A 20849-nucleotide genomic window follows, 5' to 3' on the forward strand; every position below is an offset into this window, starting at 1 on the left:
ACTTAAGGATAATTTGTTGATACTAGGTATGGGAGTTGTAAAGTACAGGGAGTTATTGAAACGTCATTCTGTATTATTTGAGAATTTTACTTATATCTCTATATTACAAATCTTTGTAATGCTTGCTCCATTAATTACCTATCCTTATTTAGTGAGGGTGTTGGGTAGTGATTTGTATGGTTGGGTGATTACAGCACAAATTGTTGCTAGTTATTGTTCTATACTTGTCGATTTTGGTTTTAAGCGGGTGAGTGCGCGGCATATATCTGTTTTTAGGGACAATAAGGAGAAGTTGTCAGAGATTATGTCTACCATTTTAACGCTTCAGGCGATATTGTGGTTATTTTGTTTGGGTATTTATATTATCGTAATAGGGTTAATACCGGCTTATCGACAGCATTTCTGGCTTTTTGTTTTTTCGTTTGGACTTACTTTTAATGAGTTATTATTTCCTCAATATTTTTTTCAGGGTATTGAGAAGATGAAATATATAACCATTGTGAATATTGTTATTCGGTCTATTTTTATTGTTTTGATTTTTTTGTGCATAACGACTACTGAGGATTATGTTTATGTACCCTTGTTGTTTACTGTAGGCTATTTTATTGGAGGTATTTTGGCATTGTATGTGGTATTTGTACGGGAAAAAATAGTATTCCGTTTGCCATCCTATGCTAATATGAAATATTATTTGAAAGATGCTTCCCCCATTTTTTTTACTGATGTAATCTGTACAATAAAAGATAAGTTAAATTATATTTTGCTGGGCTCCTGGGTAGGGATGAGTGATGTGGTTGTGTATGATTTGGGCTCTAAGTTTATGAATGTAATTCTAAAACCGGCCGGAATTGTCGGAACAGTTTTATTTCCTAAAATAGCTAAAGAAAGGAATGTATTGTTGTTTAGAAAAACAGTCCTTGTTTTATTTGCTTGTACTTTGGGATTAGTTATTGTATTGAATCTGTTTTTACCTCAGGTTGTACATTTTTTTATTGATGAAGAGATAGATTTATTGCCTATTCGTTTGTATTTATTAGCTCCTGTTATAGTTGGAGTTAGTAGTTTTATTTCTTCTAACCTAATGGTGGCATTGGGGTACACAAAGTATGTTTTATATAGTATTATTGTGACGACTGCTGTTTATTTGAGTTTGTTGGCCGGGATGTATTTTATGGATTATTTGACCTCTGTTACTTCGTTTGTTCTTTTAACCGTGGCTTCTTATTTGGGGGAGTTAATTTATCGTCTGAGAATTATGTTTAAGATAGAAAGATTAGAGCATACTTGAAATTTAGGATGTTAGATATAATTAATCTATTTTGTATGAAAAAAGTTGATGTCATTTTTCCAAACTATATAAATGCGGCAATCGGTCCTACAGGGACTTTAAGGCGTTTATTAAAGAATAAAGAGTATCTGAGGGCACGCGGTTATGAATTAGAGATTTTTACTTATGATTATTTGGTTTCTAATGGAAAGTCTGCGGAGGTGGATTTTTCAAAAGGGTTGACTTTTCGTTCCAAACTGAAGCAATGGCTTAGGAAAAATAGGTACACTTCTATTCTGTTTTTATTGCGCTATATTCGTAATGCCAACCGTTTGGTCAGGATATATAAAAAACTCAACCGGAAACCAGACATTGTTGTATTCCATGAGGAGGATGCTTGTTATGCTTATTTGAAAAATATAAAATCTTCGGCTAAAAAAGTTTGTTTTTTTCATACGGATGGGAAACGGTGGGAAATGTTTCTGAAGTCTTATCCTAAATTGAAGAACACGCTTTTTCTGAAATATTTGGATAGAAGGATTGATTATATTATTCGTTCTCTTGACTGTTTTGTTTTTATAGCCCGTATCGGACAAAAAAATTTTTTATTAGAGAATCCCGGAGTAGATATTAATAAAACTGTTTTTTTTCACAATGGTATAGATGATAAACCGATAATAAAGAGAGAAAAGAAAGATGCTTTTAAGTATCATTTATGCTCTACCGGATCTATATGTGAACGTAAAGGCCAATATTTGATCATTGAGGCTTTACATCTTATGGATAGAGAGAAAAGCAAAGAAATTCATTTATCCTTATTTGGAACGGGACCTGATTTGGCTGTTTTACAGAATAAAGTGGTTCAGTATGGATTAGAAGAACAGGTGACTTTTTACGGTAATGTACGGAATGAAGAAATTCATAGTAGAATTACTGATGAGGATATTTTTGTTTTAATGAGTAATAATGAAGGACTTCCCATTTCTATTATAGAAGCTATGAGAGCCGGATTACCTATTATTAGTACTAATATTTCCGGTATTCCTGAACAAGTTACATCTTTTTATAATGGTATTTTAATAAAGCCAATAGTTTCTGATTTAGTAAATGTTTTAAATGATTTGTCTAAATATGATTGGAAAACAATGGGAGAAAATTCTCGAAAACGTTTTGAAAATGAGTTTTCGTTTGATCAGATGTTAAAAGCTTATTGTGATATGTTGGATCGTCTTAAAGTATCGTATGAATAAAAAATGTTTTGATGATATTGTTATTCTTCGTTTTATTGTCATCTTGTGGTTAATTATTTATCATTCGACAGCTTTTTTTGTAGGTGCATGGAAAGTTCCTTTCGTTTATGAGTTTGGCGAGGCTACTTATATATATGTTTGGGTTGCGAGGGGGGCTTATGCTATTATGTTGGAAATGTTTACTTTTATTTCTGGTTTTTTATTTGCTTCACAGATAAAGGATTATACTTTCTTTTCTTTACTGAAAAAAAAATGTCGTCGATTAATAATTCCCGCTATTGTTTGGGGAATTGTATATGCGTTTGCATTAAATAAGGTTGTTTTTGAATCTGGCTGGCAATTTTTTGGTGAATTACTCAATGGCGTAGGACATTTGTGGTTTTTACCGATGTTATTTTGGTGTTTTATAATAGGTTTTGTCTTATTTAAGTATATAAATAATTTTTGGATTGTTGTTTTATGTTCATTTATATTGTGTGTTTTGTCCCGCTATATTTCTGTATCTTTTGGGGGATTTTTCATGGCGTTTAAATACTTGTTTTATTTTGTTTTAGGATTTTATATTTGCTTTTACAGGAATGTGATATTTTCGAATTTTTTGAAATGGCGATGGATTATATTGCTGATATTCATTAGTCTGTTTTCATTTATAAGTTACTATGAAGTTCTTAAACAATGGTCAAGTTTTGGTGCATCATTCAATGCTGCTATCCGTTTTGGCATATCTAGCGTGTATAAATTTTGTGGAGTTATATCATTGTTTTTATTAGTGAACAAGATATTGAGCAAGAATGGAAGACTGAAATCATTTTTTTATCAATTTTCAATATTGAGTATGGGGATTTATGTGTTTCATCAAATGATAATCGATTATTTATATAATTATACAGAACTTCCATCTGAAATAAATATAATGCTATTACCTGCAATTGCAGGGGTGATTGCATTGGGAGGAAGTGCACTTCTTACATGGACTTTGGTAAAAATGAAAGTGAATAAGATATTATTATAATGGAATTAGATTTTTATTCTTTTTTTTGTTATGTAGGTAGCTTACTCATAATGTTTTTTCTTACCAACAAATATGAAACTACTGAGTTGCCTTTGCAACGAAAAGTTTGGTTGATTTTTTCATTTTTATTTGTTGTATTTTTTTGTGCTTTACGTTTTTATGTAGGTAATGATTATGCACGTTACGTTATTGGTTTTTATGGTATTAAGCAATTCTATGGTGCAAATGTATATTTTTGGGAGCCTGCTTATTTTATTTTAAATCGTATATTTTTAAATTGTTATGCGGGATATATATATGTATTTGCTTTTGCTACTCTGATATCGTTTATCTTCATATTTAAGACTTTAAATTATTATAATATACTAAAGTGGGGTATCTTTTTTACATTTACGTTAGGGTTATTGATCTTTTTAAATAATGGAATTAGACAGGGTGTTGCGTTGTCTATTTTTATTTATTCTATTCGTTTTATAGAAAATAGAAAATTTATTAGGTATCTGCTGTGTATCTTATTAGCTGCTACTTTTCATTTTTCTGCATTCATTTTGGTTTTTGTATATTTTGTCCGTTATATTAGATTGTCATATTATACTTGGCTTTTTTTATTGGTTTCTTTTTTCTTTTTACAGTATACAGGAATATTGCGTCAAGTATTTATAGCTATAATTTCTCATATTCCTTTTTATAATGCATATATTGAGAAGGTAGATATATATACCGTAGAAGCTACACCGGGATTTGGTATTTTGTATAATTTTCTGATGGCTGTACTATTAGCTTTTGTTTATAGAAAATCTGTTCCGAATACAATTCTTACCATTTATTTTTTAGGGTCAGTATTGTATATCTGTTCTGTTGGTATATTGTTACTTGAAAGAATTGCGTTTTATCTAATGTATACCAATGTAATTGTTTTTGCTCATTTTGTGACGTTACGTCGTTATAGACAAGTTGCCCAAGTATTCATTTTTTTGACTTTTATCTATTTTTCAATTCAGTCTTTGACCGGAATGGAAAAACATGGTGCGGTTCCATACAGAACAATTTTTAATGAAGATTTGGAAAATCCTCCTTCCGAATATTATCACAATGAAATTTAAACCGTTATATTTTAATATGAATCACTCTCTTAGAAGATTAGCAATAAAAAACAGATTTGTTCTTACGTTGATAAATGAGTTTTATAGCTTGAAAAATAGTTATCGGTTTCAACAGATTATAGCTGAAAATAAGAACTTGACTATTTTTGATTACAAAAATCTCATAAAGCCAATTCCTTATGCTCCTACTGATTTGGTTATAGATAATAATCTTTATGGATTGTCTTATACTCTAAAAAAATATGCAGGATTGAATGTAAGCAGAAGTTTGAATGCTTCTATTGAACATGGAGTATTTTTTGGGAATTTAGTTAGAAAAGATGATCGGATTTATCCGGTAAATTCGATCGTAACTTATGGTCCAAGAAGAATTAAGCATTTGAAAGAAGGAAATATAAATAAGACAATAATACCTATTGGTCCTTATATTCATTACGCTAGTCCATTACTGACTGATGAACAGTTCCGGAAATTGAAGAGTGAGTTAGGTAAAGTTTTATTGGTATTCCCCTCACATGGGATAATTGGAGCTGATTCAAGTTATAATATAAATGATTTTATTGCTGAAATAGAAAGAATAAAAGTTGATTATGATAGTGTATTGATTTCTTTGTATTGGACCGATGCATTAAATACAACATTGGTAGCCAACTATATTGAAAAGGGGTATAAAATTGTAACTTCCGGTCATCGTTTTGATTTGAATTTTTTGTCCCGTCAGCGGAGTATAATCGAATTGGCAGATTATACGATTTCTAATAATCTGGGTACTCATGTTGGATATTGTATTTATTTAGGTAAACCACATTATATTTTTAGACAGAAAGTAGAGTCTTGTTATAAGAATAAAATAGTTGAGAAACATGTATTATCCTCTTGTACAGAAGATAATGAAAATACATATCAAAGTGAGTTGGAGGAAGTATGTAGTTATTTTGATTCTGATATACGGTTGATAACTCCTGAACAGAAAAAGATTGTTGAGGAATTTTGGGGTATTTCTTATGTAAAAACACCGCTTGAATTACGAAATGAATTGATGGTTATTTGAAGAGGAATAAAATCAAGGGATATGCGAAATGATAGTGTTGATTTAATATGGAAGGAAGGGGATAGGCATTTGTATATGGAATTGTAGAAGCATTGAGTGTTTTGGTGATATATTTGATTACTATTGCTTATGTTAATAGCTACTTGCCTTGGCGTATCGGTAAAAGATATTCTTAATATTTGAAATAACAGATAAGAATATCTTAATAGAAGTTTCTTTTATTTTCTTATAAAAATACATTATTGATGGTTGTAAAAGATTTAATATCCATTGTTACTCCTATGTATAATGGAGAAAAGTATATTGTCCAAACGATAGAATCTGTGATTGGGCAGACTTATAATGATTGGGAGATGATAATTGTGGATGATGGTTCGAAGGACCATAGTCCGCTAATTGTTGAAGAATATAGTCAAAAAGATGGGCGGATTAAGTTATATCGGCAGGTTAATGCAGGATCGGCTGCAGCTCGTAATAATGGGTTACGTCACTCTCAAGGACAATATATTTGTTTTCTGGATGCAGATGATGTATTGGATTGTACTTTTTTGGAAAAACAATTGTGTTTTTTACGGGAAAAAGATGCTGGTATAGTATATGCTTCATACAGACGTATTAATGAGGTTGGTAAGGAAATACTAAAACCTTTTATTGTACCGGAAAAAGTAAATTATAAGGGACTGCTGAAAACTTGTTCTATTTCTTGCCTTACGGCTATGTTTGATAAAAAGAAAACCGGAGAAGTTTATTTTGATGAAACATTGAGAAGTATGCGTGATGATTTCGTTTTTTGGTTGACTCTGTTGAAAAGGATTGATTATGCTTATGGAAATCCGGAGGTATTGGCTTCTTATCGTGTATTCTCAACCAGTACTACTGGCAACAAGAAAAAGGTTATGAAGCCGCAATTTATGGTTTATTATAAAGTTGAGAAGTTAGGGCTGTTGAGAAGTATTTATTATTTTATGCATTGGGCGGTTAATGGTTTTCTTAAATACAGATAATTATGGATTTGATTATAGGAGCAGGGATTTCGGGTCTCAGTTATGCTAATTTTATAGAAAACGACTTTTTTATAGTTGAAAAAGAAAGTGAACCAGGAGGGTATTGCAAAACAATTAAAAGGAATGGATTTGTTTGGGATTATTCCGGACATTTTTTTCATTTTCAGCACCCTGAGTTAGAGAAGTATATTTGTAAGAATATTTCTGCAAGTTCTCTTTTATCGGTAGAGAAACACACTCAGATATATTATAAAGGAAAGTATATCGATTTTCCTTTTCAAAAAAATATTCATCAATTGGAAAAAGAGGAATTGATTGAATGTCTTTATGATTTGTTTACTGCCGGGAAACATAGTTATTCTACTTTTAAAGAGATGGTCTATGCTAATCTGGGTAAATCTATTGCAGAAAAATTTCTCATTCCTTATAATGAAAAACTTTATGCCTGTGATTTGGATGTTTTGGATGTAAATGCTATGGGACGTTTTTTTCCCAAGGCTGATAAGGAAGATATTATATTGAATTTTCGTTCTCATGATAATTCTTCCTATAACCATTTTTTTACTTATCCCCGGGGAGGAGCAATTGAATATGTTTATTCATTATTGAAAAATATAGATCAGGATAAATTGTCTTTGAATGAAGTTTTGCAATTTGTAGATGTAGAACGGAAAGTTGCTATTACTAACCGGAGGGAAATAAAGTATGACCGTTTAGTTTCGACATTACCATTTCCCCAATTGTTAGACATTTGTAAGTTAGTATATCCTGATGATGTTTTTTCTTGTAATAAAGTTTTAGTATTTAATTTAGGTTTTGACTCAAAAGGTAATGATAAGCTGAACAGTTGGGTATATGTGCCTGAAAAGGAATTCATTTTTTATCGTATTGGGTATTACGATAATATAATGAATACAGACCGGATGTCACTATATGTTGAGATTGGTTTTTCACAAAAACAGGAAATGCTGAAAGAAGGGCTTTATTTGGATCGAATACTAAGTGATTTAAGAAAAATGGGAATTATTACTACCCAAAAATTAGTAGACTATGAGGCTGTTTTAATGAATCCTGCTTATGTTCACATAAATAAAAAGAGTGTAGAAACAGTGGAAGAATATAAAGAAATTTTAGAAAAGAATGATATATATTCTATAGGTAGATATGGGAGTTGGACTTATTGTTCTATAGAGGATAATATTCTTGAGGCACGTGAATTGGCTGAAAAATTGAATAAATAGGGGAAATGATTTGATATTCCTCTATAATATTACTGAAATAAATTTTATGAAAATACTGGTCACCGGCGCAGCCGGGTTTATCGGGTCTTATGTCGTGCAGCGTCTGCTGGAACGGGGAGACGAGGTGGTGGGGTTGGATAATATCAACGATTATTATGAGGTGGAGTTGAAATACGGAAGGCTTGCAGAGTGCGGTATTGTGAAGGAAGAGGTGGGGTGGTATAAACTGGTGCAGAGCCGGAAGTGGCCGGCCTACCGGTTTATCCGTATGAATCTGGAGGACAGTCAGGCTATGGAGATGCTGTTCGTGAATGAGCGGTTCGGCCGGGTTTGCCATTTGGCGGCTCAGGCGGGCGTGCGGTATTCGATTACGAATCCCCGGGCTTATATTGAGAGTAATATCGACGGATTTTTCAATGTGTTGGAGTGTTGTCGCTGGAACCGGGTGGAACATCTGGTGTTTGCCAGTTCGAGCAGTGTGTACGGGTTGAACGGGAAGGTTCCGTTTTCAGAAAAGGATAGTATCGCGCATCCGGTAAGTCTGTATGCAGCTTCGAAGAAGAGTAATGAGCTGATGGCGCATGCCTATAGTCATCTGTATGGAATCCCGGTGACGGGTTTGCGCTTCTTTACGGTTTACGGTCCCTGGGGGCGTCCGGATATGAGTCCTTTCCTGTTTGCGGATGCTGTTTTGCACGACCGGCCGGTTAAAGTGTTCAATCAGGGGGATATGCTTCGGGATTTTACGTATATCGACGATATTGCGGAGGGAGTAATCCGTTGTATCGACCGGGTGGCCGAACCCGATCCGGCCTGGAATGCGGAATGTCCCGATCCGGCCTGCTCTTCGGCACCTTACCGGATCTACAATATCGGCAATTCGGAGCCGGTACGGCTGATGGATTTTATCGCGGCGGTAGAGGCGGCCTGCGAAAAGGAAGCTGTGAAAGAATATCTGCCTATGCAGCCGGGAGATGTGTATCAGACGAATGCCGATACTTCGGCTTTACAGCGTGATATGGGGTATAAACCTTCGAAAGACATCCGGGAAGGCATCAGGGAGACCGTGGCCTGGTTTAAGTCGTATTATCATTTGGAGTAGTTGCTTCATTTTTGATCTGAATAGTTTTGTTTATATACCAGTTTTCCCTTACTGTTTTTCCGGTAAGGGATTTTTCATTTAAATCAATCGTGTTATGAATATAGCAATAGTAGGCACGGGTTATGTCGGTCTGGTGACAGGCACCTGTTTTGCTGAGATGGGGGTGAACGTGACTTGTGTGGATGTGATGGAAGAGAAGATAGAGAGCCTGAAAAAAGGGATCATTCCGATTTATGAGCCGGGCCTGGAGGATATGGTACACCGGAATTTTCAGGCAGGACGTCTGAGGTTTACTACCGATCTGGCAGAGGTATTGGATGAAGTGGAAGTGGTTTTCAGTGCCGTTGGGACTCCCCCTGACGAGGATGGGAGTGCCGATCTGAAATATGTGCTGGAGGTGGCCCATACAATCGGACGGGGAATAAATAAATATATTTTGGTCGTAACCAAAAGTACGGTACCTGTCGGAACGGCCCGGAAAGTAAAGGCGGTAATTCAGGAAGAGTTGGATAAGCGTGGAGTAGAAGTGGGTTTTGATGTGGCTTCGAATCCGGAGTTTCTGAAGGAGGGTAATGCCGTGGACGATTTCATGAAACCGGACCGTGTGGTGGTCGGTGTGGAGTCGGAAGAGGCACGGCGGCTGATGGAGAAGCTTTACAAGCCTTTTATGATGAATAACTACCGTTTGATTTTCACGGATATCCCGTCGGCAGAGATGATCAAGTATGCGGCCAATTCGATGCTGGCAACGCGGATCAGTTTTATGAACGATATCGCTAATTTGTGTGAGCTGGTCGGTGCTGATGTGAATATGGTACGGAAGGGGATCGGGGCGGATAGCCGGATTGGCAGTAAGTTCCTTTATCCGGGCTGTGGGTATGGCGGTTCCTGTTTCCCGAAAGACGTAAAAGCATTGATAAAAACGGCGGAAAAGAATGGTTATCGGATGCGGGTATTGGAGGCTGTGGAAGAGGTGAACGAGACCCAGAAAACGGTTTTATTTCATAAGTTGGCGAAATATTATCCGGATCTGTCGGGAAAAACTATAGCAATCTGGGGTCTGGCTTTTAAGCCTGAGACGGACGATATGCGTGAAGCTACGGCTTTGGTGATGATCGGTTTGCTGACCCGGGCCGGAGCAAAGGTACGGGTGTATGATCCTATAGCCATGCCGGAGTGCCGGCGCAGAGTGGGTGACCGGGTGGAATACGCCAGGGATATGTATGATGCCGTGGTAGATGCAGATGCACTTTTGTTGCTGACGGAATGGAAGGAATTTCGCTTGCCCGGCTGGAATGTACTGAAGAAACTGATGAAGCAGTGTATCCTGATCGATGGGCGGAATATTTATGATGCAGGAGAGCTGAAAGAACAAGGGTTCGTGTATGAGTGTATCGGGAAATAGTGAAAGTCTTGATATACAATCAGGTGATTGCGCGATATTAATGATGTTGATTAATAATATGAAACAGTTGGTACAAGAAATTTTGCGGCTTTGCCGGGAGTACGGAGAATGCCGGGTGGAGGTGGAACGGATGGAGGAGGCCCGGAGGGTGAAAAATGCCCTGGAGAGTGTGTGTGCGATGGCGAGGCAGAGACTGGATATTTCGGATCCGGCATTGCTTTTGGCACTGTTGGATGCCTGTGAGGTGACGCGGGATGAGGGGATGTTGCAGGAGGTGCTGGATGTGGTTGGTCGGAATTTGGATCGCCTGGCCGTTTCGGCGGAGAGTGTGAAATTGCTGGCCTGCTGTTATTATTATGTGGAGGAGGAGGAATGTGTGGAGCGGGCCGGAAGGATGCTGGAGGAGTTGAGGAAGATGGGAAGGGGGGAAGAAGAATTGGCGGATGCGGAAACCATTTTAGAAGAATTGACTTAGGGGGCGACTTTAGGACGGATCCCGGGAGACTCAGGACGTGCCCCTTCGGGGGCGGGGGAGGTGTGGCTTGACGGAAAGCGGGGGATTGATTATCCGGAGGAATGGTGTATATTTGTGGTTGTAAAAGGATGCTTATGCCACAAGATTGGATTAACGTACATACACATCGGCCGGGAGAGGGGGTGAATATTGTCGATCCTTGTCTGGGAAATGTGATTATGCCCGGGCAGGGGGCGGTTTACTTTTCTTTGGGAATTCATCCCATGTATATCGATGATAGGGTGGAGGAAAGGTTGCAGAAGATAGAACTGGCGGCAGCAGAGGGGAAGATTGTGGCTGTCGGGGAAGCGGGGGTGGACCGGAATGCGCTTGCTCCGGTGGAAGTGCAGTTGAAGCTGTTTGAACGGCAGGCGGAAATTGCAGGACGGTATGGGGTGCCGTTGATTATTCATGGGGTGAGGGCGATCCCGGAATTGATTACTGCCTATAAGAAATGCCGGTCACATCAGAAATGGATTATGCACGGATTCAATAACCGGCGGGAGATCTTGATGGATTTGTTGCGGCATGGATTTTATATTTCCGCCGGAAGGCATGCCATGAACGAAGAGTCGCAGGTGTATCGGGTATTACCTGAAATTCCGGCAGACCGGTTGCTGATCGAAACGGATAATTCGGATTTTACGATCGGGGAGGTCTATGGGCAAGTCGCCCGTCGGAGGGGGATCGCTGTGGAAGAATTGCAGCATATTGTCCGGATGAATTTCGATCGGTTGTTTAAATTGTAATGTTATACTTTGAAATTTTATATTATGCCTGAATGGTTGAGTCGTACGGAATTGTTACTCGGGAAAGAAAGGTTGGAGAAATTGCAGCAGGCTCATGTTTTGGTCGCCGGTTTAGGAGGGGTGGGAGCATATGCTGCCGAACAGTTGTGCCGGGCCGGGATAGGCGAAATGACGATTATCGATGGGGATGTGGTGGAACTGACCAACAAGAACAGGCAATTGCCGGCTTTGGATTGTAATCTGGGAAAAGCCAAGGCGGAGATTATGGCCGGGCGGTTCCGGAATATCAATCCGGAGATTAAATTGCATGTGATTAACGATTTTATCCGGGATGACCGGATGATCGAGGTATTGAAAATGGCCCGATACGACTATATCGTGGATGCTATCGATACCTTGGCGCCGAAGATATTCCTGATTTATCATAGTCTGCAATTGGGCTTGCCTGTCGTCAGTTCGATGGGTTCGGGGGGAAAACTGGATCCTTCGAAAATTGCAGTGGCGGACATTTCGAAAAGTTATAATTGCAATCTGGCGCGTATGTTGCGTAAACGCTTGCATAAACTGGGGGTTTACAAAGGGGTGAAGGTGGTTTTTTCGTCGGAATTTACCGATCCGGAGGCTATCGTCCTGGCAGAGAGTCGGAATAAGAAGTCCAATGTAGGGACCATCTCTTATATGCCGCCTATCTTCGGGTGCTTTATCGCTTCGGTAGTGGTCCGCGATCTCATTGGAGAATAAAAAAACCGCCTGTTACGACAAGCGGTTTTTATAAAAAGTGATATTTTTTAAATCTGATCGAAATCGACGTCGAATTCTTCTTTTTGGGGGTCGGTGTAGGCTGCTTTGGGAGCTTCTCCGCCGATGGCGGCCTGGATATAAGCAACGACTTCATCTAAACCTTCAGCAAACTTTTCAAAATCTTCTTTGTACAGAAAGATTTTATGCTTCTCGAAATTTTGATTCCCGTCGTTATCAAATCTCTTCTTACTTTCTGTGATTGTCAGGTAATAATCATTGTTACGAGTTGATTTCACGTCGAAAAAATAGGTTCTTTTCCCTGCTCTCACTGCCTTGGAATAAATCTCTTCCCGATCATTGTCCATTCCTTCTTTTCTTTCGTATCCTTCCATTGTTTGTAGAAAAATTTAGTTTTATAAAATAGTTGCAATTTTGCGTTTCAAATGTAATAAAAAAAGCTTATAAAAGTAACTTTTTTTAATTTTTTTTAATCACCTCCTTTTTTGCTTCGGAAGTATGATAATTGTTAAATTCTAATTTTCATGAAAAACCGTTTCAGCGATTTTGAATAAAAGCTTATCTTTGCAGGATGGAACTTATAAAATCCGTTGATTGTAGGGGGTAGAGAGATAAGTTCGTTTTGTCTATTTTTTAATAAATGATTCAAATGGAGATTGTTGTTAGCGGGATCAGACCCACGGGAAATTTACATTTAGGGAACTATTTCGGAGCGGTAAAAAATTTTCTGCGTTTACAGGATGAATATAAATGCTTTTTTTTCATTGCCGATTGGCATTCTTTGACGACTCATCCCCATCCGGGCGACGTGACTGCCAATGTACGGAAGATTTTATCCGAGTATTTGGCATGTGGGATCGATCCCGAAAAGGCAGCGATCTATGTACAGAGTGATGTAAAAGAAGTACTGGAACTATACCTCTACCTGAACATGAACGCTTATTTGGGAGAATTGCAGCGGGTGACTTCTTTCAAGGAAAAAGCCCGGAAACAACCGGAGAATGTGAATGCCGGACTGTTGACTTATCCGACTTTGATGGCTGCCGATATTCTGATTCACCGGGCTGATAAAGTACCGGTAGGAAAGGACCAGGAGCAGAATATGGAGATGGCCCGGAAATTTGCACGGCGTTTCAATACCATCTATGGGGTAGAATTTTTCCCGGAGCCACAGTCCTATTCCTTCGGGGGAGATGCGATTAAAGTGCCGGGGTTGGATGGATCCGGAAAGATGGGAAAATCCGAAGGAAATGCTATTTATCTGATCGACGATGCCGCTACTATCCGTAAGAAAGTGATGAAAGCGGTGACCGATAGCGGTCCTACGCAGCCCAATAGCGAAAAGCCCGAAGCTATCGCTAATCTGTTTACCATGCTGAAGATTGTATCTTCTGCAGATACTTACGATTATTTCAATGAGAAATACAATGCCTGTGAAATTCGCTATGGTGATTTGAAGAAACAGTTAGCCGAGGATATTGTGAATTTTACGTCTCCTATCCGGGAGAGAATCCTGGCCTATGCCGCCGATACGGAATATATGGATAAAGTGGCCCGGGAAGGGGCGGAAAAAGCGCGTGCCAGTGCCGATAAGACTATTCGTGAGGTGCGGAAAATCATAGGTTTTAATTAAAGACTTAAAAAATGTATGAATATATAAAAGGCCTTCTGGTGGAGGCGACGCCTGCTTACGCAGTGATCGAATGCGGCGGAGTGGGGTATTATATTAATATTTCGGTGAATACCTATTCTCAGATTGTAGCTTTGCAGCAGGTTTCCTTATATATTCATCAGATTGTCCGGGAAGATGCACTCTTGTTATACGGCTTTTTCAATAAAGAGGAAAGAACGGTTTTCCGGCAGCTGATTTCGGTTTCCGGGATCGGAGCGAATACGGCTAGTGTTATGTTGAGTTCGATGACGGTAAAAGAAATTGCCGGAGCCATCCTGACAGAGAATGTAAATGCAATCAAGAGTGTGAAGGGAATCGGGCTGAAGACGGCCCAGCGGGTGATTATCGAATTGAAAGATAAAATAGCGGTGACAGGTAGTGCCGAAGAGATGAACTTCGGCGCTTCGGTGGCCATAAAAGAAGAAGCTTTGGCTGCTTTGGTGATGCTTGGGTTTGTGAAGGCTCAGGCCAATAAAGTATTGGATAAAATTATGGCCGGTGGAGGTGTCACCAGCGTCGAGGAACTGATTAAACAAGCACTGAAGCAATTATAAATAAATGTGTTGCAAATCATTAGTGTGAATCGGTTTGCAAACAATGTGTGTGTGTATGCGGTATATCTTGTTATTATTTTTGATAATAACTCAGATGGTTTTTGTTTTCGGTTATCCTGCGGGAGAATCGGAGGAGCCTATTTTTTCCGGGCGGGTTGCCGGGACCGTTTCCGATACCCTGCAATTTCCGATCCGGGAGATCCGGGACAATGAAATCCGGCAGACTATTCCATCGTCGGCATTGTTTCTCAGGCAACCGTCCAATATAAAAGATACCATTATCTATGATCCGCTGACCAAGCGTTATGTCGTAGCCAGCCTGATCGGCGGAAAGTATTATTACAACCGCCCTTTTATGGAAACCTTGCAGGATCTGCTGAAAGCCCGTTCGAAAATGTCGTTGTACGAATACAACCGGAGGCAGATTCAGGAAGGGAATAAGTACGATTTCAAGAGTCTGGTTTCCGATATACAATTTTTAGACAAAATTCTGAGTCCGATTTTCGGTATCAACAAAATCCGGATCGAGGTACAGGGATCGGCAGAACTGACCTTGGGGGTCAAAACGAATAAAGTCGATAATCCGACTTTGCCTATCGATATGCGCAAAACGACTTCGCTGGATTTCGACGAGAAGATACAATTCAATATCGGCGGTAATATCGGTGATTTGGTCAATCTCGATTGGTCGTACAATACAGAGGCTACTTTCGATTATGACAATATCCTGAAACTGAACTACGAAGGGAAGGAAGACGATATCGTGAAAAAGGTGGAGGCGGGAAATGTCTCTTTACCTTTAACCGGAACGCTGATTTCGGGTGGACAGAATCTTTGGGGATTCCGGACGGACCTGCAGTTCGGTAAATTGTCCATGTCGAGTATTTTTTCGCAACAGAAGGGGGAATCTAAAGTGATTCAATTGGAGAAAGGAGCTGAAAAACAGGATTTTGAAGTATCTGCTTTGAAGTATGAAGCTAATAAACACTTTTTCCTGTCGCGTTTTTTCCGGGATCAGTACGATGCCGCCTTACAAAACTTGCCCGTAGTGAATAGTGGGGTGGTGATCACTAAAATTGAAGTATGGGTAACCAATAAAAGTTCCCGTTTCGACCGGGCCCGGAATATCGTTGCATTTACGGGTTTGGCTGAAAATAATGTCGGGGATCCGTCCAATCCGATGTTCGATGCCGGTTTGTTTCCCGCTGTTCCCGGGCAGGTATATCCCGATAATCAGAGCAATCGGCTGTATCAGACCATGGTGGATCGCTATGCAGGAATCCGGGATATCAATCAGGTTTCCGGTATTTTATCCCAGATCGGTACCGGTTTCAATTCCGGCAAGGATTATGAAAAATTGGAAAATGCCCGTTTGCTGGATCCTTCCGAATATATCCTGAATGAAAAACTGGGATATATCTCCCTGAATGCGGCCTTGAATGCGGATGAGGTATTGGCGGTCGCTTATGAATATACGGTGAGAGGGGAAATCCATACGGTGGGTGAACTGACCTCCAATGCCCCGGCTGCACCTTCGACCTTGGTGGTGAAGATGTTGAGAAGTACGACACAGAGCCCTAAAATGCCGACCTGGGATTTGATGATGAAGAATGTCTATAATATCGGTTCCTATAATCTGAGTGCCGAGGATTTTGTGTTAGACATTTTGTACCAGAATGATAAGGCCGGAACGAAGGTGAATTATCTGCCGGCCGGAGATATCGATAATAAGATTTTATTGTCTGTGATGAATCTCGACCGGCTGAATACCCAGTTGGACGCGATTCCGGACGGGCGTTTCGATTATATCGAGGGGATAACGGTCTATTCCAATAAAGGGAGGATCGTTTTTCCCGTACTGGAACCATTCGGCGGGTGGCTGGAAAAGAAAATCAATCGTCCGGGAGTCGCTGGTCAGTACGTTTATAAAGACTTGTACGAAAAGACACAAAGCGAAGCGGAACAGAATGCCGAGAAGAATAAGTTTTATCTGAAAGGAAGTTACAAATCGTCGTCCTCTTCCGAGATCTCCCTGGGAGGACAGGACATCGCTCAGGGCTCGGTGAAAGTACTTGCCGGTGGGGTGGAGTTGACAGAGAATATCGATTATGTGGTCGATTATACGATGGGGACTCTGAAGATTATGAACCAGTCATTGCTGGAAGCCGGTACACCGATTACGATTAAAAGTGAAAACCGTTCGATGTTCGGCATGCAAACCAAAACGCTGGTCGGGACACATCTCGACTATAAATTCAACGATAAACTGAATATCGGAGCAACGGTAATGCATATGAGCGAAAAGCCGTTGACCCATAAAGTGAATCTGGGAGAAGAACCTTTATCGAATACCATTTGGGGGGTGAATGCTACTTATAATACCGAGTCCGGTTTTCTGACCACTCTGATCGACAAATTACCTTTTGTACATACCAAAGCGAAATCCCACCTGACGATAGACACCGAGTTCGCCAGGTTTCAGCCGGGTACAGCCCGTGGAGCCGGTGGAAACGCTTACCTGGACGATTTCGAAGGAAGTAAGATTTCGTTGGATATGAAAGGGATAACGCAATGGAAACTGGCTTCTACCCCTCAGGATAATCTGTTTCCGGAAGGCAAGTCGGATAGTCTGGATTACGGCTACAACCGGGCAAAATTGGCCTGGTATATTGTCGATCCTATTTTTTACCGCATGTCGACGGCGACCCCTTCCCATATCCGGGCCGACAAGGAACAACGTTCTAACCATTTTGTCCGCGAAATCCGGCAGACGGAATTGTTCCCGGATAAGGATCTGGCTGTCGGGGATGTGAATATTATTCCTGCCCTCTCGGTGGCTTACTATCCGACGGAAAAAGGTCCCTACAACTTTACGACCGATGTCGACCGGGACGGTAAACTGCGTAATCCGGAGAAACGGTGGGGAGGAATGATGCGGAGTATCACTACCAGTGATTTCGAAACAGCCAACGTGCAGTATATCGAAATCTGGCTGATGGATCCTTTTGTATATGACAATCGGCACAAAGGCGGAGATGTATATTTCGATTTAGGTAATGTGTCGGAGGATATTTTGAAAGACGGCCGGAAAGCTTTTGAAAATGGACTGCCTGCCGGACCGGATATCCGTCATGTGGATACCACCCGCTGGGGACGAGTGCCGGGTGTACAGTCGATAACCAATGGATTCGATAATAACAGCCAGGCCCGGCGGTATCAGGATGTGGGGCTGGACGGGATGAACGATGAAGATGAGCGGATATTTTACGCAGCTTATCTGGAGACCTTGCGCCGGACTTTCGGAGAAAATTCGAAAGTATACCGGGAGGCCTGGAACGATCCGGCGGGGGATAATTATCATTTCTTCCGGGGATCGGATTACGATGCTTTGGAAACACCTGTATTGGAGCGCTATAAACAGTATAACGGGACGGAGGGTAACTCACCTACAGCCGATATGTCGCCCGAATCTTATCCGACAGCAGCCACCACCTTGCCTGATGTGGAAGATATCAACGGAGACAATACCCTGAATGAGACAGAAGCTTTTTTCCGCTATCACCTGGAACTCCGGCCGGAGAAAATGAAAGTCGGCGAAAATTTTATCACCAACATAACGACCTCTAGTGTCGAATTGCCTAATGGATCAACCGAGGAGATCAAATGGTATCAGATCAAAATACCGCTTTCGGCACATGAATCGGATTACGGCAAAATTAGCCGATGTGGCGACGATCAGTTTTGCCGGTAGCCGGATGACTCCCGGGTTTGGCAGTATCGAGCAGCATGCTGCTGAGATCGAAAGGGAGGATTTCCGTTCGATCGATTTTTCTACCAGTGTCGAATTCGGTAAGTTCTTTCCGGAAAGGTGGCGGTTGAGGATTCCGATGTATTATGCTTATTCGCGACAATCGACTTTACCGGAATACGATCCCCTCGATTCGGATATCCCTTTGGAGGTAGCCCTGGATAATGCAGCGAACCGGCATTTGCGCGATTCGATCAAACGTAATGCGGAAGATTATGTGATGCGCAAAAGCCTTAATTTTACGAACGTAGGGATAGAAAGTAAAGACGGTAAATCGCATTTTTTCGATTGGTCGAATCTGTCTCTGACTTATTCTTATAATAAATCCTTTGCCCGTAATGTCAACCTGGAAAGAGACCTGGAAAAAAATTACCGGGGACTGATCAGTTATATCTACAACGGGATGCCTCCAATAGTGGAGCCTTTCAAAAAATCGAAATCCAAGACATTGAATTCGAAATATTTGCGGTTGATCAAAGACTTTAATTTTTATTATATGCCTTCGATGTTTTCGATTACTTCGGATATTACCCGGAATTACCGGGAGGTGAAATCGAAGAATCTGGATAATCCGAATTTATTGATCGAACCTACTTATGATAAGGATTTTATGTGGACCCGGGATTATGCCTTTAAATTTAATCTGACCCGGAATCTGGTGGTCGATTTTCATGCGACGACACAGGCACGTATCGATGAGCCGGAGGGGATCGTCGACCGGCAGAGGGACCCCGAACGTTATCAGCAATGGAAAGATACCGTATGGAACAATATCCTCGACGGTGGGCGTCCGGTAAATTATAATCATGACTTTTCGGTCCAATATACCGTACCGGTCAATAAGTTACCATTTTTGGACTGGACCTCTTTGCAGCTAGGCTATTCGACCCGATACGATTGGCAGGCAGCTGCGGTGACAGCCGATTCGACGAATCTGGGGAATGTGATCCGGAATGCGAGTGCTTTGCAGATGAACGGAGATTTATCGTTGACATCACTTTACAATAAGTCTAAGTTTTTGAGAGAAATGATACGGCCGCCCCGGAAACAGCGAGGGAAGAACGTGAAGTTCGAAACCGGAATGGATAAAGTACAAAAAGGAAAACCGGTCGTTGTACGGCATCGGTTGAAGACCGGCGATATACAAGCCCGCCTGACGGCTGCCGATGGAAAAAATATCAAATTGGGATATGAGTCGGTCGGTAGGAACAAGATCCGGATCAATTCTTCCGAGACTCTGGAAGGAGGTAAGTTGCTCGTGACCGGAACGGAAACTCCGCATGCCGGGGTGGGAAATGCGGTTGCCCGTTTTTTTGTAGGGATATTGACCGGATTCAAGACGCTGAGTGTCGGGTATTCGGAAGATAAAGGGACGACATTACCCGGTTTCCTGCCGGAAGCCCGCTGGCTCGGACAACAGAGCTATAACGGAAGTTCCGCTCCCGGGTTTAAGTTCCTGTTCGGCGGTCAGGATGAGAATTTCGGGTTGAAGGCGGCCGGGAAAGGATGGATAACCACCGATTCGACCCAAAATAATCCTTTCCTGATGAATGCTTCCCGTACGGTTTATGTGAGGGCTTTGTTCGAGCCGATAAAGAAATTGCGGGTTAACCTGACTTCGAATTGGAGGGTGGTGTATACCGGTTTGATCGATTTCGCCTTTATGAAAAAAGTATTCAAATCGATCAGTGTCAACCACAATTATATCTGTAAATACAATATCGGCTCGTTTGCCTCTAATCTGAAATATGCCGAAGATGCCCGGGATCTGCAAGACAATTGGATGTCACTGTTCGATGTGAATCTGGTTTCGATCAACGAACAATTCAATCCTCTGATCAGCATGGATATGGTGTGGGCCAACAATCTGACCACCCATTGGGATATCAACCGTCGCCGGGATGTGAGCCTGAGACTGGTAAACGCTCAGTTGTCGGAAACCTCTGGCAACGAGATCGTTTTGGGACTGGGATACCGGTTTGGAAATCTTCCTATCTTCCTAAAAAGTAAGCAGTTGAACAACGATATCAATGTACAGTTCGATTTCAGTATCCGGAAAAACAATACCATCATCCGAAGAATAACCGAAAATGTAGATCAGTTGACGGCAGGGGAAAAAGTGATGTCTATCAAAGTATCCGCGGACTATACGTTTAATAACCGGTTGAATTTAAGGCTATTTTACGACCGGAAAGTCGATACTCCTTATCTCTCTCTTTCCTATCCTACCACCAATACCAATTTCGGTTTGAGTATCCGGTATACATTGATGCAGTAGAAGGGCCGGCTTGTAGAATTTTTTCAGGATATGGCTAACCGAAAGTATTAAATTTGCCCGGCTTACATTATCTTTGTAAG

The 20849-nt window shown here is 40.7% G+C and carries 17 protein-coding genes; 16 read left to right on the forward strand and 1 reads right to left on the reverse strand.

Translation table 11 applies throughout. From position 1 onward, the window contains the following. Window positions 1-28 precede the first annotated feature (28 nt). The 12 genes from ODOSP_RS00610 (at window position 29) to ODOSP_RS00665 (ending at window position 12439) form a co-directional block, all read left to right on the forward strand. Window positions 29-1288 carry an oligosaccharide flippase family protein gene (locus ODOSP_RS00610; RefSeq protein ID WP_013610485.1) on the forward strand — a complete coding sequence of 420 codons (1260 nt, stop codon included), beginning with the start codon at window positions 29-31 and terminating at the stop codon, window positions 1286-1288. A gap of 35 nt (window positions 1289-1323) precedes the next feature. Then, window positions 1324-2517: a glycosyltransferase family 4 protein gene (locus tag ODOSP_RS18580; RefSeq protein WP_013610486.1), complete on the forward strand. Its 1194-nt coding sequence runs from the start codon at window positions 1324-1326 to the stop codon at window positions 2515-2517. Continuing rightward, window positions 2510-3529 (forward strand): acyltransferase family protein, encoded by a 1020-nt coding sequence (locus ODOSP_RS00620; protein ID WP_013610487.1) that lies wholly within the window; start codon window positions 2510-2512, stop codon window positions 3527-3529. Before ODOSP_RS18580 ends, ODOSP_RS00620 begins: the two co-directional genes overlap by 8 nt. Next, window positions 3529-4632, forward strand: coding sequence for an EpsG family protein (locus ODOSP_RS00625; protein ID WP_013610488.1), 1104 nt, complete (start codon window positions 3529-3531; stop codon window positions 4630-4632). The genes ODOSP_RS00620 and ODOSP_RS00625 overlap by 1 nt, the downstream gene beginning before the upstream one ends. A gap of 16 nt (window positions 4633-4648) precedes the next feature. Then, the gene (locus ODOSP_RS00630; RefSeq protein ID WP_013610489.1) at window positions 4649-5683 is read left to right on the forward strand and encodes a hypothetical protein; all 1035 of its coding nucleotides are present in this window, start codon (window positions 4649-4651) and stop codon (window positions 5681-5683) included. Window positions 5684-5928: 245 nt separating this feature from the next. Next, on the forward strand, window positions 5929-6687 hold the full coding sequence (locus ODOSP_RS00635) for a glycosyltransferase family 2 protein (RefSeq protein ID WP_013610490.1): 759 nt from the start codon (window positions 5929-5931) through the stop codon (window positions 6685-6687). A gap of 2 nt (window positions 6688-6689) precedes the next feature. Continuing rightward, entirely contained in the window at window positions 6690-7928 is a 1239-nt protein-coding gene (locus tag ODOSP_RS00640; RefSeq protein WP_013610491.1) for a protoporphyrinogen/coproporphyrinogen oxidase, read from the forward strand. A 46-nt stretch (window positions 7929-7974) separates the two neighbouring features. Further along, entirely contained in the window at window positions 7975-9030 is a 1056-nt protein-coding gene (locus ODOSP_RS00645; RefSeq protein ID WP_013610492.1) for an NAD-dependent epimerase, read from the forward strand. A 94-nt stretch (window positions 9031-9124) separates the two neighbouring features. Continuing rightward, window positions 9125-10435 carry a UDP-glucose dehydrogenase family protein gene (locus ODOSP_RS00650; RefSeq protein ID WP_013610493.1) on the forward strand — a complete coding sequence of 437 codons (1311 nt, stop codon included), beginning with the start codon at window positions 9125-9127 and terminating at the stop codon, window positions 10433-10435. Between the two features lie 58 nt (window positions 10436-10493). Continuing rightward, window positions 10494-10910: a hypothetical protein gene (locus ODOSP_RS00655; RefSeq protein WP_148233345.1), complete on the forward strand. Its 417-nt coding sequence runs from the start codon at window positions 10494-10496 to the stop codon at window positions 10908-10910. Between the two features lie 134 nt (window positions 10911-11044). Continuing rightward, window positions 11045-11698, forward strand: coding sequence for a TatD family hydrolase (locus tag ODOSP_RS00660; protein WP_013610495.1), 654 nt, complete (start codon window positions 11045-11047; stop codon window positions 11696-11698). 24 nt (window positions 11699-11722) lie between these two features. Then, window positions 11723-12439, forward strand: a complete 717-nt coding sequence (locus tag ODOSP_RS00665) for a tRNA threonylcarbamoyladenosine dehydratase (protein WP_013610496.1) — start codon at window positions 11723-11725, stop codon at window positions 12437-12439. Window positions 12440-12486: 47 nt separating this feature from the next. On the opposite strand, the gene ODOSP_RS00670 is transcribed toward ODOSP_RS00665, so the two are convergent. Further along, window positions 12487-12831: a DUF3276 family protein gene (locus ODOSP_RS00670; RefSeq protein WP_013610497.1), complete on the reverse strand. Its 345-nt coding sequence runs from the start codon at window positions 12829-12831 to the stop codon at window positions 12487-12489. A gap of 275 nt (window positions 12832-13106) precedes the next feature. Between ODOSP_RS00670 and trpS the strand changes: the two genes are divergently transcribed. From trpS to sov (ODOSP_RS00690), 4 genes are all read left to right on the forward strand, one after another. After that, window positions 13107-14090, forward strand: a complete 984-nt coding sequence (gene trpS / locus ODOSP_RS00675; protein ID WP_013610498.1) for a tryptophan--tRNA ligase — start codon at window positions 13107-13109, stop codon at window positions 14088-14090. 11 nt (window positions 14091-14101) lie between these two features. After that, the gene (gene ruvA, locus ODOSP_RS00680) at window positions 14102-14683 is read left to right on the forward strand and encodes a Holliday junction branch migration protein RuvA (protein ID WP_013610499.1); all 582 of its coding nucleotides are present in this window, start codon (window positions 14102-14104) and stop codon (window positions 14681-14683) included. Between the two features lie 94 nt (window positions 14684-14777). Continuing rightward, window positions 14778-18434: a T9SS outer membrane translocon Sov/SprA gene (sov, locus tag ODOSP_RS00685; protein ID WP_157741820.1), complete on the forward strand. Its 3657-nt coding sequence runs from the start codon at window positions 14778-14780 to the stop codon at window positions 18432-18434. Then, window positions 18379-20769, forward strand: coding sequence for a T9SS outer membrane translocon Sov/SprA (gene sov / locus ODOSP_RS00690; RefSeq protein ID WP_013610501.1), 2391 nt, complete (start codon window positions 18379-18381; stop codon window positions 20767-20769). The genes sov (ODOSP_RS00685) and sov (ODOSP_RS00690) overlap by 56 nt, the downstream gene beginning before the upstream one ends. The last annotated feature ends 80 nt before the right edge of the window (window positions 20770-20849 follow it).

It is taken from the genome of Odoribacter splanchnicus DSM 20712 (assembly GCF_000190535.1).
In the GTDB taxonomy this organism is placed as follows: Bacteria; Bacteroidota; Bacteroidia; order Bacteroidales; family Marinifilaceae; genus Odoribacter; species Odoribacter splanchnicus.

Bases quoted from the DNA above. Each gene is read 5' to 3' on its own strand.
- ODOSP_RS00620 (WP_013610487.1), top strand. From the start codon at position 2,510: ATGAATAAAAAATGTTTTGATGATATTGTTATTCTTCGTTTTATTGTC.
- trpS (WP_013610498.1), top strand. From the start codon at position 13,107: ATGGAGATTGTTGTTAGCGGGATCAGACCCACGGGAAATTTACATTTA.
- sov (WP_013610501.1), top strand. From the start codon at position 18,379: ATGAATCGGATTACGGCAAAATTAGCCGATGTGGCGACGATCAGTTTT.
- ODOSP_RS00645 (WP_013610492.1), top strand. From the start codon at position 7,975: ATGAAAATACTGGTCACCGGCGCAGCCGGGTTTATCGGGTCTTATGTC.
- ODOSP_RS00630 (WP_013610489.1), top strand. From the start codon at position 4,649: ATGAATCACTCTCTTAGAAGATTAGCAATAAAAAACAGATTTGTTCTT.
- ODOSP_RS00665 (WP_013610496.1), top strand. From the start codon at position 11,723: ATGCCTGAATGGTTGAGTCGTACGGAATTGTTACTCGGGAAAGAAAGG.
- ODOSP_RS00660 (WP_013610495.1), top strand. From the start codon at position 11,045: ATGCCACAAGATTGGATTAACGTACATACACATCGGCCGGGAGAGGGG.
- ODOSP_RS00610 (WP_013610485.1), top strand. From the start codon at position 29: ATGGGAGTTGTAAAGTACAGGGAGTTATTGAAACGTCATTCTGTATTA.
- ODOSP_RS00650 (WP_013610493.1), top strand. From the start codon at position 9,125: ATGAATATAGCAATAGTAGGCACGGGTTATGTCGGTCTGGTGACAGGC.
- ODOSP_RS00640 (WP_013610491.1), top strand. From the start codon at position 6,690: ATGGATTTGATTATAGGAGCAGGGATTTCGGGTCTCAGTTATGCTAAT.
- ODOSP_RS18580 (WP_013610486.1), top strand. From the start codon at position 1,324: ATGAAAAAAGTTGATGTCATTTTTCCAAACTATATAAATGCGGCAATC.
- sov (WP_157741820.1), top strand. From the start codon at position 14,778: ATGGTTTTTGTTTTCGGTTATCCTGCGGGAGAATCGGAGGAGCCTATT.
- ODOSP_RS00655 (WP_148233345.1), top strand. From the start codon at position 10,494: ATGAAACAGTTGGTACAAGAAATTTTGCGGCTTTGCCGGGAGTACGGA.
- ODOSP_RS00670 (WP_013610497.1), bottom strand. From the start codon at position 12,831: ATGGAAGGATACGAAAGAAAAGAAGGAATGGACAATGATCGGGAAGAG.
- ODOSP_RS00635 (WP_013610490.1), top strand. From the start codon at position 5,929: ATGGTTGTAAAAGATTTAATATCCATTGTTACTCCTATGTATAATGGA.
- ODOSP_RS00625 (WP_013610488.1), top strand. From the start codon at position 3,529: ATGGAATTAGATTTTTATTCTTTTTTTTGTTATGTAGGTAGCTTACTC.
- ruvA (WP_013610499.1), top strand. From the start codon at position 14,102: ATGTATGAATATATAAAAGGCCTTCTGGTGGAGGCGACGCCTGCTTAC.